Annotated in this window: 11 protein-coding genes, 1 tRNA gene and 1 riboswitch; of the genes, 3 read left to right on the forward strand and 9 right to left on the reverse strand. The window is 66.1% G+C overall.

Annotation, left to right across the window (positions count from 1 at the left end; translation table 11 throughout):
- Positions 1-39: 39 nt before the first annotated feature.
- Entirely contained in the window at positions 40-498 is a 459-nt protein-coding gene (locus tag AC3WP6_RS06845; RefSeq protein ID WP_492627036.1) for a type IV pilin protein, read from the forward strand.
- Positions 499-501: 3 nt separating this feature from the next.
- Here the strand turns inward: AC3WP6_RS06845 and AC3WP6_RS06850 are convergent, their stop codons facing one another.
- Together AC3WP6_RS06850 and AC3WP6_RS06855 are read right to left on the reverse strand one after the other, a co-directional pair.
- Complete coding sequence (locus AC3WP6_RS06850; protein WP_492627037.1) at positions 502-1179, reverse strand: Fe2+-dependent dioxygenase; 678 nt, start codon at positions 1177-1179, stop codon at positions 502-504.
- 213 nt (positions 1180-1392) lie between these two features.
- Positions 1393-3753 carry a catecholate siderophore receptor Fiu gene (locus tag AC3WP6_RS06855; RefSeq protein ID WP_492627038.1) on the reverse strand — a complete coding sequence of 787 codons (2361 nt, stop codon included), beginning with the start codon at positions 3751-3753 and terminating at the stop codon, positions 1393-1395.
- Between the two features lie 419 nt (positions 3754-4172).
- Here AC3WP6_RS06855 and panE point away from each other — a divergent pair, with 419 nt between their 5' ends.
- Entirely contained in the window at positions 4173-5105 is a 933-nt protein-coding gene (panE, locus tag AC3WP6_RS06860) for a 2-dehydropantoate 2-reductase (protein WP_492627039.1), read from the forward strand.
- A 211-nt stretch (positions 5106-5316) separates the two neighbouring features.
- On the forward strand, positions 5317-5514 hold the full coding sequence (locus tag AC3WP6_RS06865; RefSeq protein ID WP_492627040.1) for a hypothetical protein: 198 nt from the start codon (positions 5317-5319) through the stop codon (positions 5512-5514).
- 187 nt (positions 5515-5701) lie between these two features.
- Here AC3WP6_RS06865 and AC3WP6_RS06870 read toward each other — a convergent pair whose 3' ends face one another.
- From AC3WP6_RS06870 to AC3WP6_RS06900, 7 genes are all read right to left on the reverse strand, one after another.
- Entirely contained in the window at positions 5702-6622 is a 921-nt protein-coding gene (locus AC3WP6_RS06870) for an MBL fold metallo-hydrolase (protein ID WP_492627041.1), read from the reverse strand.
- A 372-nt stretch (positions 6623-6994) separates the two neighbouring features.
- Positions 6995-9862 carry an aminomethyl-transferring glycine dehydrogenase gene (gene gcvP / locus AC3WP6_RS06875; RefSeq protein WP_492627042.1) on the reverse strand — a complete coding sequence of 956 codons (2868 nt, stop codon included), beginning with the start codon at positions 9860-9862 and terminating at the stop codon, positions 6995-6997.
- Positions 9863-9898: 36 nt separating this feature from the next.
- Positions 9899-9996: riboswitch (glycine riboswitch) on the reverse strand.
- A 153-nt stretch (positions 9997-10149) separates the two neighbouring features.
- Entirely contained in the window at positions 10150-11685 is a 1536-nt protein-coding gene (locus AC3WP6_RS06880) for a PepSY-associated TM helix domain-containing protein (protein WP_492627043.1), read from the reverse strand.
- On the reverse strand, positions 11682-11954 hold the full coding sequence (locus tag AC3WP6_RS06885; RefSeq protein WP_492627044.1) for a hypothetical protein: 273 nt from the start codon (positions 11952-11954) through the stop codon (positions 11682-11684). Before AC3WP6_RS06885 ends, AC3WP6_RS06880 begins: the two co-directional genes overlap by 4 nt.
- Positions 11944-12222, reverse strand: coding sequence for a hypothetical protein (locus tag AC3WP6_RS06890; RefSeq protein WP_492627045.1), 279 nt, complete (start codon positions 12220-12222; stop codon positions 11944-11946). The genes AC3WP6_RS06885 and AC3WP6_RS06890 overlap by 11 nt, the downstream gene beginning before the upstream one ends.
- Before the next feature lie 13 nt (positions 12223-12235).
- Positions 12236-14380: a TonB-dependent siderophore receptor gene (locus AC3WP6_RS06895; protein WP_492627046.1), complete on the reverse strand. Its 2145-nt coding sequence runs from the start codon at positions 14378-14380 to the stop codon at positions 12236-12238.
- Between the two features lie 205 nt (positions 14381-14585).
- Positions 14586-14672, reverse strand: a tRNA-Leu gene (locus tag AC3WP6_RS06900).
- Positions 14673-14676: the final 4 nt, after the last annotated feature.

Below are 14676 nucleotides of genomic sequence, written 5' to 3' on the forward strand. Positions count from 1 at the left end.
ATGAGCGAAAAAGGGGCAGGCGGGAAGCGGAGCCGGTACATGCGTCAGGCCGGTTTCACCCTGATCGAACTGATGGTGGTGGTGGCGATCATCGCCATCCTCGCCGCCATCGCGCTGCCGTCGTACACGCGCTATGTGGTCAAGACCAACCGGGTGGCGGCCGAAGCCTGCCTTTCGGAATACGCGAACTACATGGAGCGCTACTACACCACCAACCTGCGCTATGACCAGGACACCAGTGCTACCCCGGTGCCCAACCCGGTGGCAGGCGCGACTCCCACGCTGAAGCTGGATTGCGCCGACACATCCCAGACCGGCACCAACTACGCGTATACCGCAGTGGTGACGCAGGCCACGTTCACGGTCACCGCCACGCCGCAAAGCGTGCAGGCCACGCGCGACACGCAATGCGGCACCCTCACGCTGAACCAGACTGGCACGCGCACGATCAGCACCAGCACCGACCCGGCCGTACTCGCACAGTGCTGGCGCGGTTGATCCTCAGCTCTCCGCCCATTGCCGCAGCAGGTTGTGGTAGATGCCGGTGAGCTGCAGTACGGCGTCGTGGTCGGCGCCGGTGGTGACGAGTTGCTGGATCGAGGTGTCCAGCTCGAACAGCAGGCGGCGGCGGTTGTCGTCGCGGATCAGGCTTTGCACCCAGAAGAACGCCGCCAGGCGTGCGCCGCGGGTCACCGGTTGCACGCGGTGCAGGCTGCTGGCGGGGTAGATGATGGCGTCGCCAGCGGGCAGCTTCACTTCGTGCTCGCCATAGGTGTCGCTGACGATGAGCTCGCCGCCGTCGTAGTCCTCCGGTTCGACGAGGAACAGCGTGCAGGAGATGTCGCTGCGCAGCTGTTCGCCGTTGGGCAGGGCCATCACCGACCCGTCGACGTGCATGCCGTAGGCGCCGCCACCCTCATAGCGGTTGAAGCGCGGCGGCAGCGTGCGTAGCGGCAGCGTGGCGGCGTGGTAGAGCGGGTTCTTCGCCAGCGCGGCCAGCACGATGCGCCCCAGCGCCTCGCGCAACGGCGAGACATCCGTCAACTGCTGGTTGCGTTTGACCGGCGCACCTTGGCTACCCACGGTTTCGCGGCCGTCCACCCACGCTGCCGCGTCCAGCGCGGTACGTAGCTGGGTGACTTGGGCGGTGTCGAGAATTCCGGGGATATGCAGCAGCATAGTCAAACGCCTCGAACAGCTGGGGGATGGAAGCCTTGCTTGGCGCGGGAGTGGTGCGGCGCATGGTGCCGACGAGGCCGCTTTGCGAACAGGTTTGCCGTTGCATGGAACCACCATGCACCGGCAAACGTTGCCACGCTGCGACCAAACAGCGGTGCCTTGAAGCGACTGGTCGTCCCATGACGGCCCAGTCGCGATCTGCGGCCGGGCGGCTCAGAAGCGGAAGTTTGCGGTGAGCATGCCCGAGCGCGCGATGCCGGGGATGTAGCGGTAGCCGCTCTTGTTGATGGATGCGGCGTAGTCCTGGTTGAACACGTTGTACAGGTTGAGCTGCAGGTCAAAGTGCTTGTTGACCGGGTAGCTCGCCATGGCATCGAACACCCAGTTGGCCTCGAGGTACTTCGGGGTGCCGACGGCGCTGTCGCTGCCGCGCTTCAGCTTGCCCAAGTAGCGCGCCCCGCCGCCAATTGTGAGGTTGAACGGCAGGCGATAGGCGGTCCAGCTGGTGAAAGCAAGCTTGGGTGTGTAGGCCAGTGTGTTGCTGCCATCGGCCGCGGGCGACGAGGTTGAGGTGGAGGTGCCGACTGCGCCGCGGGTGGTGCTGGTGTGCATGCTGGTGAAGCCGGCGTTTACGGTCCAGTTGGGAGTGATTTGGCCGACCGCGGTCAGCTCGATGCCTTGCACGCGCTTTCGGCCAACCTGGTTGTAGTGCAGCGTGGTGGGGTCCAGTTCGAGTGCGTTGGCCACCGTGGTGCGGTACGCCGCCGCGGTCAGCAGTAACTGGTCGTCAAGCAGGTTCCACTTGGTGCCCAGCTCGGTGGTGTGCGCCTTTTCCGGGTTGAGCGTCGGGTTGTCGGCGCTGTTGGCGGCGCTGCTGAAGGTGAGGCCGTTGCCGCCGGGCGGTTGTGCCGCGGTGGCAAAGTTGGCGTACACGCTGCCGTTGGCGGCCGGTTTGTAGATCACGCTCAGTTGCCAGCTTTTCAGGTTGCCGGATTTGCGCGCGTCCTCGCCCGGCACGATGGTGGCGGCTGGCAGGTTGCCGCAGACCGGCGCACCGCGCGCGCCACAGGCCACGGCGCTGCTGAAATCGGTGGCGTAGTGGTCGAGGCGCGCGCCGGCGTTGAGCCGCCAGGTGCTGCCCAGTTTCAGCGTGTCGAACACATACGCGCCGGCGGTATTGGTGCGGCCGCGCGTCCAGCCGCCGCTGGGGCCATACACCAGCGCGTTGCCCACGTGCGAGTCGGGATGATACAGGCTTGCCGCCGGCCAGGTGCTGCCGTTCAGGGCGGCCAGCGTGGTGGTGTTCAGGTTTTCACGGGTCAGCTCGATACCGGAGCTCAGGTTGTGAACAACGGCGCCGGTGGGAAAGTTGGCCGTCAGGTTGAGCTGGTTGGTGATGATGCGGTTGGTCTGGTTCTTGAAAGTGGGCAGGCTGCGCGCCAGCGTCCACGTGGCCGGGTCGACCGGGTTGGGTGTCAGCAGGTTGGCAGCGTTGGCCATGAACGAGGTCAGCAGGTAATCCTGATGCGTGCGGCCCCAGCGCAGGGTGTCGTGCAGCGCCACGTCCTCCGAGAAATCGTGTTGCAGGATGGCGGTGAACAGGTCTTCCACGACGCGGTCGCGATCCTGGTCGGTGCCGTAGAAATGGTTCGGGTCGACTTTGGGCGCGGTGCCAATGAAAGGCCGCTTCGGATCGGGCGTGGCATAGCCGGACAGGCCGATGGTGGGGATGCCACCGTCGGGCACGTTGTCCTGCTTCACGTGCAGGTAATCGAGGTAGAGCCGGGTAGGCGTGCCCAGTCCGAAGGCCAGCGCGGGCGCCACGCCCCAACGGTCGTTCTCGACCTCGTCGCGGCCGGGGACGCCGCTGTTCTGGCCGAGCACGTTGAGGCGCAGCGCGGCATGCTCGGCAAGCTGTTGGTTCCAGTCCGCGGTGGCACGTTTCTGGTTGCTGCTGCCGTAGCCCACCGAGCCGGAAACGCTGGTGCCAAGCAGTGGTTGCTTGGTCACCATGTTGATCGCGCCGGAGGGCGCGGTGCGGCCGTAGTCGGTGCTGTTCGGGCCTTTGGTCACCTCGATCTGCTCGATGTTGAACACATCGCGCGAGAGGGTGCCGAGGTCACGCACGCCATCCACGAAGATGCTGCCGGAAGTGTCGAAGCCGCGCATGAACACGGCGTCGCCGGTGCTGGTGGCACCGTTTTCGCCAGCAAAAAAGGTGCCGACGCCGGCGGTGTTGCGCAACGCCTCGGTCAGCGTGGTGGCTGCCCGGTCGCGGATCAGTTCCTTGCTGATGATGCTGATCGTCTGCGGCGTGTCCACCAGCGGCTGGGTGAATTTGGGCGAGCTGAGCTGATCCACTTTGTAGGGGGCGCCAGTGCCTTCCACGGTGACGCCGGGCAGGTGTTTTGCCGTGGCGATTTGCGCCTCGGTGGTCGGGCTGACGGCATCGTTGCCGGTCGCCATGGCTGGCAGCGCCAGTGCCAGACCGGTGGCCAAGGTGGCGGCGGCAGTGAGTGTGGAGGCCGGCGCGTGGCGGGTGATCGGGTGCTTGCGGCTTTGGATGAAACCCATCGAAAAGACTCCACGGTGCAGCAGGTAGAGGAATGGCTGGGCCGCATGGGGGCAACAGGCCAAATGCCGGATGACATGGCGTGTTTTGGGCGACTGGCTGGTTTGCGCGGGAGCCGTGACGCGGCCTGCGCGGATTGGCGGCAACGATATTGTAAATGCAAATGATTTGCAACAACCATGGAGATGGAAGTAGAAGCCCCGAAGCGAAATCCGGCGCTCTGCGTTGCAACGAGCGTTGCGGCCTCGCGTCGATGCAGAGCGTCATACCCCAAGCACTGTGCCCGCACAGGCGTATCGCCCATTCACTGATCTAGAGAAACTTGCCGGCTGACGAGGCCTCCAGCGCTGCCGTTTGGTTTCCCCGATCCAAGCGTTTAGGCTTCTCGGCCAGGCGTCAGCAAGCCGCAAGGAGATCAGGCATGCGCATTTTGGTGGTGGGAGCCGGGGCAACCGGTGGATATTTCGGCGGGCGCCTGCTGCAGGCGGGCTGTGACGTGACGTTTCTGGTGCACGCGCGACGCGCGCAGCAGCTGGCGCGCGATGGCCTGCGTATCCGCAGCGAGCTGGGCAACGCCGAGCTGCCCGCGCCGCCGACCGTCACCGCCGAGGCGCTACGTGCGCCATTCGACATCGTGCTGCTGAGCTGCAAAGCGTGGGGCCTGGCGCAGGCGATTGCTGACATGGCGCCGGCGATGGGCGAGCACAGCGCGGTGCTGCCGGTGCTGAACGGCATGCATCAGCTTGATCAACTCGATGCGCGGTTTGGCGCCCAGCGAGTGCTGGGCGGGCAGTGCGCGATTGCGGCGACGCTGGCGGCCGATGGCACCGTGCACCACTTGAACCGCATCCACATCCTTGGCTTCGGCGAGCGCGATGGTAGCGAGTCGCCGCGCGTGTGCGAGTTGGCACAGGCCATGGCCGATGCCAATTTCGACGGCCGCGCGAGCAGCCATATCGTGCAGGACATGTGGGACAAGTGGGTGTTCCTCGCCAGCCTCGCCGGCAGCACCTGTCTGATGCGCGCGCCAGTCGGCGATATCGTCGCCGCGCCTGGCGGCCGCGAGGCTACGCTGGCCCTGCTCGACGATTGCCGCCGCGTTGCCGCCGCATGTGGGTACGAGCCGGCAGCCAAGGTAATCACGCGTGCTGCGACGATGCTGACCGAAGCCGGCTCGGGGTTCACGGCCTCGATGATGCGCGACCTCGAGAACGGTGGCCGCATCGAAGCCGACCACGTGATCGGCGACCTTCTCGCGCGCGGCACCGCGCATGGCGTCGATACGCCACTGCTGCGCCTGGTCTATGCCCATCTCAAGGCCTACGAATCCCGACGCTCACACACGGCAGGGTAGGCGAGAGCTGGAATTTGGGATGCGGGTTGCGGGATTCGTAAAGGCGGGCACCTCGGCTTCGTCAACGACCGCGACCGGCTTCGGCCAGTGTTGGACCTCGACCCGCAAGTACTTGAAGTACATGGCTGCACTTTGTTCCGCACTTCGCTTGGCGTAGCTCTGGCTCAAGGTACTTGTGGGCACGCCGCCAAAAGCTCGCTTCGGAGGGCACATGAAGCACTATCTCTTTACAGCTTCAATCCTCGTCATCGCACTTGCCCTCTACAGCATCAGCTTGGTCAGCGGCGCCTTGTGGCTCTTCACGGGCGGTGCGGTGTTCGAGCTCTGGTTTTGGGCTCGCATCTTTTTGCGGCGCCGTGGGCCAAACCACGCATCCAAGCGGACGCGCGAAGAGCTGCACGCTGCTTAACCTTGGCGTTCTGGGTGTTCCACCGGATCACACGGCCTGGCTCAATCCGGCCGAATCCCGAACCCTGGCCCAATCGCGACTTATCCCGACGTGCCCTGCTTTCGAGGTCATCTGGTCCCGCCGATTTCGAGCAGATCGCGTGGTGCCGCCCGACCGAATCCCCAATCCCATATCCCCAATCCCGCTCCTAACCCAGCCACACCCCCAACCCTTGCGCGTTGAGCTCGATATCCATCGACAGGAGTTCGGTGAGCGCGTCACGGCCGTGCGTCCAGCCGTGTTGTGCCGCGCGGCCGGCATAGAGATCGGTCAGGGCCTGCTTGATCGCGGCGTGGCGATCGGGATCGTCGCGGTGGGTTTTGGCGATGGTCACCATGGCATCGATCTGCGCGTGCAGGTCGTCGGCGAGGCGCGCGATGTCATCCACACGGCCGAAGTGGGTGAGGTATAGCCCGGCCGGCTTGAGCGCCACCAGCCGGCGGATGGAGGCGTGCAAGGCGTCGGGGTCGAACTGCACCGGCGAGGTCGTGGGCAGGATGAAGGCGCCGGCCGCGGTGTCGAAATCACGGTAGGAGAGGCCGAACACATCGCCGGTGAAGCACACGTTGCTGCGTACGTCGTGGATCGCGTTGTGATGTTTCGCGTGCCCCGGCGTTTCCAGGCACACGAGCGAACGACCGGCGAGGTCGACGACATGGCCGTCGTGCGCTTCGACCACGCGCTCGGCCGGAATCGGCAGCAGGCGACCGTAGGTTTTTTCCATCACGTCCTCGCCGTACACGGCGCTGGCGCTGGCCCACAACCGGGACGGATCGATCATGTGCCGCGCGCCGCGCGGGTGCACCACCAGGCGTGCGTTCGGCAGCTTGGCCATCAGTGCGCCGGCGCCGCCCGCGTGATCCAGATGCACGTGGGTGAGGATCAGCCAATCCACGTTTTCCGGCTTGAGCGCCTGCGCGTCGAGTGCCGCCAGCAGGCGCGGTATTGAATGGTTCGTGCCGCAGTCGACGAACGCGGCGTGGCCGTGCTCGACGATGAGATAGGCCGCATCGAAACGCGGGCGCACAAAACCGGTGTCGATGACGTGGATGCCTGCGGGGTCGCTCATGGCGGGTCTCGATGGGAAGGGCTCTGAGCGTAGGCGCGTGGGCGACAGAAACCAAGCGGACAGGCACTGCGTCACGGGGCGTCCGCACTTCTGGACGGACGCGGACACAGCCGCGCGGGATGTGATCGGAAGTTGCCAGGACGCAGTACAGGTACATCGTGTTCGAAAGAAACCACGACGCGGTGTCAGCCTGACCGCCCCCAACCGTCTGGGGCTGCCGGGGGTGATACATCAGCCGCGGAGGAGGCGAGTGGGACCGTGTTGGCGGTCGGCTGTCCGCGCCCTGGCACCACGCCGGTGCCCACACTGCTGGCAGCGCTTAAGGCGTTGCGCCGTCGCCGGGGCGTACCCGGCGACGGCAGCAGATGCCGCTCAGGCTTCGCTCGTCTCGCGGTAGGTGTCGACCGGCGGGCAAGTGCACACCACGTGCTTGTCGCCGTAGACGTTGTCCACGCGCGCCACCGGTGGCCAGTACTTTTGGTGCTTGAGCGAGGCCAGCGGAAACACCGCCAACTCGCGCGGGTAGGCGTGTTTCCACTCGCTGGCGCTGGCCACCGCCGCCGTGTGCGGCGCGTTGTGCAGCGGGTTGTCCTCGTGATCCAGTCGGCCGTCCTCGACCGCGCGGATCTCCTCGCGGATCTGGATCATCGCGTCGATGAAGCGATCCAGCTCCACCTGCGATTCGCTTTCGGTCGGCTCGACCATCAGCGTGCCGGCGACCGGGAAGGAGAGCGTCGGCGCGTGGAAGCCGAAGTCGATCAGGCGCTTGGCGACGTCCTCGGCGCTGATGCCGCTGGTTTCCTTGAGCGGGCGCAGGTCGAGGATGCACTCGTGCGCCACCAGGGCATTGCGGCCGGTGTACAGCGTGGGGTAGTGCGGCGCCAGGCGTTTGGCGACGTAGTTGGCGTTGAGCAGTGCCACCTGGGTGGCACGGCGCAGCCCTTGCTGGCCCATCAGCGCGATGTACATCCACGAGATCGGCAGGATCGACGCCGAGCCGTAGCTGGCCGCCGCCACCATGCCCACCGCACCCTTGCCGCCGAGCGTGCGCGGCAGGAACGGCGCCAGGTGTGCTTTCACCGCGCACGGACCGACGCCGGGGCCGCCACCGCCGTGCGGGATGCAGAAAGTCTTGTGCAGGTTCAGGTGCGATACGTCCGAACCCCACTTGCCGGGTTTGGCCAGCCCGACCAGCGCGTTCATGTTGGCGCCGTCGGTGTACACCTGCCCGCCGTGCTGGTGGACGATGCGGCAGATCTCGACCACGTCCTCCTCGAACACGCCGTGGGTGGACGGGTAGGTGAGCATGATCGCGGCGAGGTTGGCGGAGTACTTCTCCGCCTGCGCGCGGATGTCGCCCAGGTCGACGTTGCCGTTGGCGTCGCACTTGGTCACCACCACGCGCATGCCGCACATGTTCGCCGAGGCGGGGTTGGTGCCATGCGCGGATTCCGGGATCAGGCACACGTCGCGGTGATCCTCGCCGCGCGAGTGGTGATATGCGCGGATCGCCAGCAGGCCGGTGTATTCGCCCTGCGCGCCGGCGTTCGGCTGCAGGCTCACGGCGTCGTAGCCGGTGATTTCCACCAGCATCTTTTCCAGCCCGTCGATCAGCTCGGCGTAACCCTTGGTCTGCGCAGTCGGTGCCAGCGGGTGGATGTTGGCGAACTCGGGCCAGGTGATCGGGATCATCTCCGCCGTGGCGTTGAGCTTCATCGTGCACGAGCCGAGCGGAATCATGGTGCGGTCGAGCGCGAGATCCTTGTCCGACAGCGTGCGCAGGTAACGCAGCAGGTCGTGCTCGCTGTGGTAGGTATTGAACACCGGGTGCCCGAGGAAGCCGCCGTGGCGCACCAGCGCCCCCGGCAGCGCGTCCGGCGTGGCAGCGTCGAGCGCGTCGATGTCGTCGACCCGGGCGCCGAACAGCGCGGCGATCGCCACCACGTCCTCGCGCGTGGTGGTTTCGTCCAGGCTGATGCCAAGGCTGGTGGCGTCGAGATGGCGCAGGTTGATGTGCGCGGCTTCCGCCTTGGCGTGGATCACGTTGGCGTCGACGCCGGTGACGTGCAGGGTGTCGAAGAAATCCGCATCCACGTTGGCGCCGGCCTTGCGCAGCGCGGCGGCAAGGATTGCGGCGAAGCGATGCGTGCGGCGCGCAATGCGGGTGAGGCCCTTGGGGCCATGCCACACCGCGTACATCGAGGCCATCACCGCCAGCAGCACCTGCGCGGTGCAGATGTTGGAGGTGGCCTTTTCGCGGCGGATGTGCTGCTCGCGCGTTTGCAGCGCGAGGCGGTACGCCGGGTTGCCCTCGGTGTCGATCGACACCCCGATCAGGCGCCCCGGCATGTGCCGCTTGTAGGCGTCGCGGCAGGCCATGAACGCGGCATGCGGGCCGCCGAAGCCGAACGGCACGCCGAAGCGCTGGGTGTTGCCGACCACGATGTCCGCACCCCAGTCGCCAGGCGGCGCGATCAAGGTAAGTGCGAGCAAGTCGGTGGCGACTGCCACCAGGGCGTGGCGTGCGTGCGCAGCCTCGGCCAGCGCACGGTAGTCGTGAATGCCGCCGAAGGTGTCGGGGTATTGCAGCAGGATGCCGAAGCTGTCCACCGTGGCGGCTTCCGCATCGGGTCCGACGTGGATCTGGATACCCATCGGCTCGGCGCGCGTGTGCAGCACTTCCAGCGTTTGCGGGTGCACGTTGCGCGACACGAAAAAGACGTTGCTCTTGGATTTGGACGAGCGCTTGGCCAGCGTCATCGCCTCGGCCGCGGCGGTGGCTTCGTCCAGCAGCGAGGAGTTGGCGATCTCCATGCCGGTCAGGTCGCTGCACATGGTCTGGAAGTTCAGCAGCGCTTCCATGCGGCCTTGCGAGATTTCCGCCTGATAGGGGGTGTAGGCGGTGTACCAGGCCGGGTTCTCGAGAACGCTGCGCAGGATGACGTTCGGCGTATGGGTGCCGTAATAGCCTTGGCCGATGAAGCTGCGGAACACCTGGTTCTTGTCGGCGACGGCGCGGATCTTCGCTAGCGCGTCGACCTCGGTCATCGCCGGTGCAAGCGCTAGCGGTGCCGTGGATTTGATGTTGGCCGGCACGATCGCATCCGTCATCGCTTCGAGCGAGTCGTATCCGATGGCGTGCAGCATGTGCGTGATTTCAGCGTCGTCCGGGCCGATGTGGCGACCGATGAAATCGTCGTGGTTTTCCAGCTCACGCAGGGAGGGGGAGTGCTGACTCATGACAGGCGTCCAAAGGCTTGCGTACGTGCCGCACGCGGGCGCCCCTCTGTCCTTTTGCCTGAGAGTTTGGAAACGCGAGCGCGTCTCGTGCCCCTTCGGCGCCGGATCGAACCGGTCTCTCCAGAGTGCGATGCGCAGGATGGTATGGGGCCTGAGCGATTACGGGCGTTGCGCCTTCGGCAGCGGGGCGCCGATCGCGCCTCCGCTTCTCCCACCCTGCGTTTTGCCGGCCGATTATACAGGCTGCGGTGGCGGCAGAACCGGAGCTGGCCACCGCCGATTTGCTTTCAGCGCAGCGCCCAGACGCTGTTCGGCTCGCCGGTGCGGCCGCGGTGCAGGGTGGCGCGCGCCATGCGCCCATAGACGCAGGCGAGCAGCAGCGCCACGGCGTCGACGAAGAAACGGTGCCAGTGCCCGTGCCAGGCCGCCGCGAACAGGTGCTCGCCGGAGCCGACCCAGCCCGCGAGCGGGATCGCCGCGGTCAGCAGCGCACACAGCCACAGCAGCTCGTGCCCGGCATGGGTGGGCTGGCGCAGGCCGGCCCACAGCACGCTGGCAAAAAACACGCTGAGGTAGACCGGTGCCGCCGCGGCCGCTGGCACCAGCGCGCCGGCGATGAACACCGCCGAGACGCCGGCCACGCAGCCCAGGCAGATGCCCAGAGTGAGCGCCGCCATGACCCGCGTGCGCAGCGGTTGCTCCGCCTGGCGTCGTTTGCGCCGGGTCTCGATCCACAACAGGTTGCCGCTGTAGAACAAAAACGCACCGGCGAGGCCGAGCACGAAGTACAGCCATTTCACCGTGTTGTGGCCGAAGTTGCCGAAGTGCAGCGCCTGCAGGCCGCGCATGAAGACCATGCCCGGCGTCATCGTCTTGGGCGCCACGGTGGCCACCACGGCGCCGGTGCCGGCATCCAGCGTCACCGTTGCCATCTGGCTGAGCCGGCGTTGCGAAAGCTCGCCGTAGATGGTGGCGCGCGCGTTGGCGTCGCCCGCGTTGACCAGCCAGATGCCTTCGATCGTCATCGCCGGCAGGGCTGCCTGCCCGCGTTGCAGCAAGGTGTCCAGCGGTAGCGTGGGTTTGGGGACGTGGGCCGCGGCCAGCTGCGGCGCGCCGTAGAAGTCCTGTTCTGTCAGCTGCAGCAGCTTGCCGTCGTAGACCGCGCGCTGGAATGGCACAAACACCATCAGGCCCAGCGCCAGCACCGCGCCGCTCCAGGCAAAAACCACATGGAACGGCAGCGACAGCACGCCGACCGCGTTGTGGCTGTCCTGCCACAGGCGCTTGAGGTTTTTGCCCAGCCGCAGTGCAAACAGGTTCCTGACCAGGATCGGGGCGTAGATCACCACACCGCTGACCAGCGCCAGGCCGTACAGCAGGCAGACCGCGCCAAAGAAATAGGTGCCGAAGGGCTTGGGCAGGCCGGCGGTGAAATGCAGGTCGTAGATGTACTCGATGAAGCGCTGGCCGAAGGCGTCTTCGTGCAGCGCCTTGCCGTCGTCCAGGGCAAAGCGCCGCGCGGTGTCGGCGCCGGGGGCAATCCAGTACGCCGACGGTTGCGGCCCGTGTTCGCCGGGCAGCGCGAGGTACACGCTGCTGGCGGCTTCCGGGTGCTTTTTCAACAAGTCGTCAAGCAGCGTTTGCGTGCGCGCCACCGGGTTGGCGGGCGCAACGGCCGCCGCGCCGCTGCGGTTCCAGTCGGCGATTTCGTGGCTGAATACCGTGATGGCACCGGCGTAGAACGCGACGAACAGCGCCATGCCGGCCAACAGGCCCATCCAGGTGTGCAGCGCCAGAAAGCGGCGCGTGGTGTCGGCTTTCATGCTTGCACTCCGATCCAGCCCAGTGCCTTGAGCCCATAAAGCAAAGCAAAACTCAGTGCCGTCGCGCCGCCCAGCCACAGCCAGGCGCGCCGGGCGCTTTTGAACACGAACGCCAGCGTCATCGCCGTGATCCACAGCGGAAACGTCAGCATGATCCACGGCAGTGCGGTGGTTTCCTGGTTGCCCGGCCACGCCAGCGCGGCTAAGCCGACCAGACCCACGGTGAGCGGCAGGCCAAGCACGGCGGCGGCAAGATACCTAGCCCACATGGCGGCGCTCCTGTTGCAGCTGGCGCCAGGCGCCCAGGTGCGGCAGCAGCACCAGTGCCAGCATGATTGTGGTCAGCGCGGCAAACGCGCCGGCCCATGGCCCCAAGGCGGCGATCGCGGCCGCCGTCGCCAGCGCGGCCAGGGCCCACGCGACGATGCGCAACCGCCGCCCTTGCACCATGGCCACCGGCCACAGCTGCTGGTGGGCACTGGCGAGATAAAAACCCAGTGCCGCCAGCATTGAAAAGATCAAGTAAAGAGCAGTCATGTCGGCAACCGGCTCAGAACCGCCAGTCCAGGCTCAGCGTGTAATGGCGCGGCGCGCCGTAGTAGCCGCTGTAGCGCAGGGTGTTGATGTATTTCTCGTTGCCGAGGTTGCGCACGTTGAGGCGCAGCGTGGCGTTGGGCCGGAAATCCCAGGCGGCAAAACCGTTGAGTACGGCGTAGCTGCCCTGGCGTACGGTGAAGCCGCTGCTTTCCACGTTGGAGATGGCGCTTTGCCAATGCCCGCCGACGCCGAGGGACACGGCGCGGTGAGCGGGCAGGCGCACGCTCAGCAGCAGGTTGGCGGTGCGCCGCGGCACCCAGCGATACGTCGCATCGCCGTCGGCGCCGGTGAGCTTGAGCGCGGTGTAACCCAGCACCAGGTTGACATGATCGCTGAGCTTGCCGGTGGCTTCGAGCTCAACGCCCTTGGATTGCACATCCACCGGCGCATAGATGGACTGGCCGTACTGGTTGTACTGACCGGTGGGTGTGGCCAGCCCGCCCTGGTCGGCCTTGAACACGGCCAGCGTGGTCAGCAGGCGCTGGTCCAGCCAGTCGGCCTTGAGACCGATCTCGTAGTTTCTGCCCTTGCTGGCATCGAGGTAGCGGTCATTGGCATCGACCTGATCCTGCGGCTGGTAGATGTCCGAATAGCTGACGTAACCCAGCAGGCGCTCGTTGAAGTCGTAGGTGATGCCGCCGTAGGGGCTGGTGTGGCTGGTGGTCTGGTTGAAGGCGAGCGCATACGAGTTGCCGTCGCGGCGGTACTGTGCGTAATCCAGACCAACGATGACTTTGAGGCGATCGCTTGCGGCGATCCGGCTGGTGGCAAAGGCGCGCTTGAGCCGCTGGTTCAGCACCGAGTAGATCGCGGGCGCGCTCCAGTCGGGTTCGGGGATGGCGTGCGGGCTGTACGGAAACGCCGGCAACGCGCCCCAGGCGGGGGAGCTGGTGTCTGCGCTCAGCTCGCGGCCGGTGGACGAGATCTTGGCGAGGCTCGCGCCCAGCATGACTTCCTGGTCGCGGCCGAGCCACTGGAAATGGCCGTCCAGCGTGGCGGAGCCCAGGTGCGCGGTAGCGCTGTCGATGCCGCCCCACGGATAGCCGACCAACCCCAGCCCGGTACCGGGTTGCAACCCGGTGCCGAACGCGTCGTACGCGTAGAACATCCTTTCGTCGCCGCTGGAGTGGCGGTAGTTGTAGGCAAGTTTCAGCTGCCAGATGTGGCCCAGCTGCTGCACGTATTCGGCAAAACCGGTCTGGTCGGTAGTGTTCCAGTAGGTCCAGTCCTGGGTGGTGGACGCGTTGGTCGGCCATTCGATCTGGTTGCCGTTGCTGTCCATGAAGGTGAGTGCGCCCCACATGATGCCGTCGGACTTGGCGCGCTGGTGGGAGTAACCCACGGTCAGGCTGCCGTTGTCGCCGACCTGGCCATCGACCACGCCGTAGAGGTAACTGCGGCGGTTGTGGTTGTCGCGCAGGTAACTGTCGCCGTCCTCGTGCGCGGCCACCATGCGCCCGGCCCAGCTGCCACTGGCGGTGAAGGGCGTGGAGTAATCGGCCTCCACCCGGGTCGTGCCCCACGAGCCGTGGCTCACGCCGACCATGCCTTGCCGGTCGTTGGTCGGGCGCTTGCGCACGTAGTTGATGGTGCCGGCGGCGTTGCCCACACCAGTGAGCAAGCCGTTGGCGCCGCGGATCACTTCCACCTTTTGGTAGCCGAAGCTGTCGGTAGTGCCAGTGGCGATGCCCCAATTGTTGGGCAGGCCCGCGCCGTCGATCTGGGTGTTGAGGATGTCGAAGCCGCGCGCGCTGTAGCTGGTGCGGTTGGTCTCCCACTCGTCCACCTGCACGCCAGTGGCCAAGCGCAGGGCGTCGTTGACGCTATCGGCGCCGAACTCGCGCATCTGCTCATCGGTCACCACGCTGATCGACTGCGGCGTGTCCTTGATGGCGAGATCGAGGTTGGTGGCACCGTTACTGGTGCGCTCGTTGCGTTGGGCGACAACCAGCACCGGGCCGAGGTCGGTGGCATTGGCGCCGGCGTCCGCAGCCGCCGCATCGGCAGGTTGCGCGTTGGCGTGCAAGGCAAGCAACAGGCTGGCGGCGAGCAGCGGGTAGGGCAGGTGTTTGCGAAGGGGGTGAATGACGTCGAACATGCGCAGGCAGGCAGTGAGGGGATCGGCGGGCGAGGATATATGCAACCGATTCTCATTTGCAACGCAAGATTGCCGTGCAAATTTATGCGCAGCGGTGGGCGTGCTGCGCTGTGGCATGACGTTTGCGGGCGGTGTTTCCGCGCCAAGCCCGCTCCCGCGGCGGAAAAAACGAAGGCCGCCTCGGGAGGCGGCCTTCGTTTACAATTGGTGCCCAGGAGAGGACTCGAACCTCCACGATGTTGCCACCGCTAGCACCTGAAGCTAGTGCGTCTACCAATTCCGCCACCTGGGCAGGT

The sequence above is a fragment of the Rhodanobacter sp. FW106-HT46G03 genome, assembly GCF_058789895.1.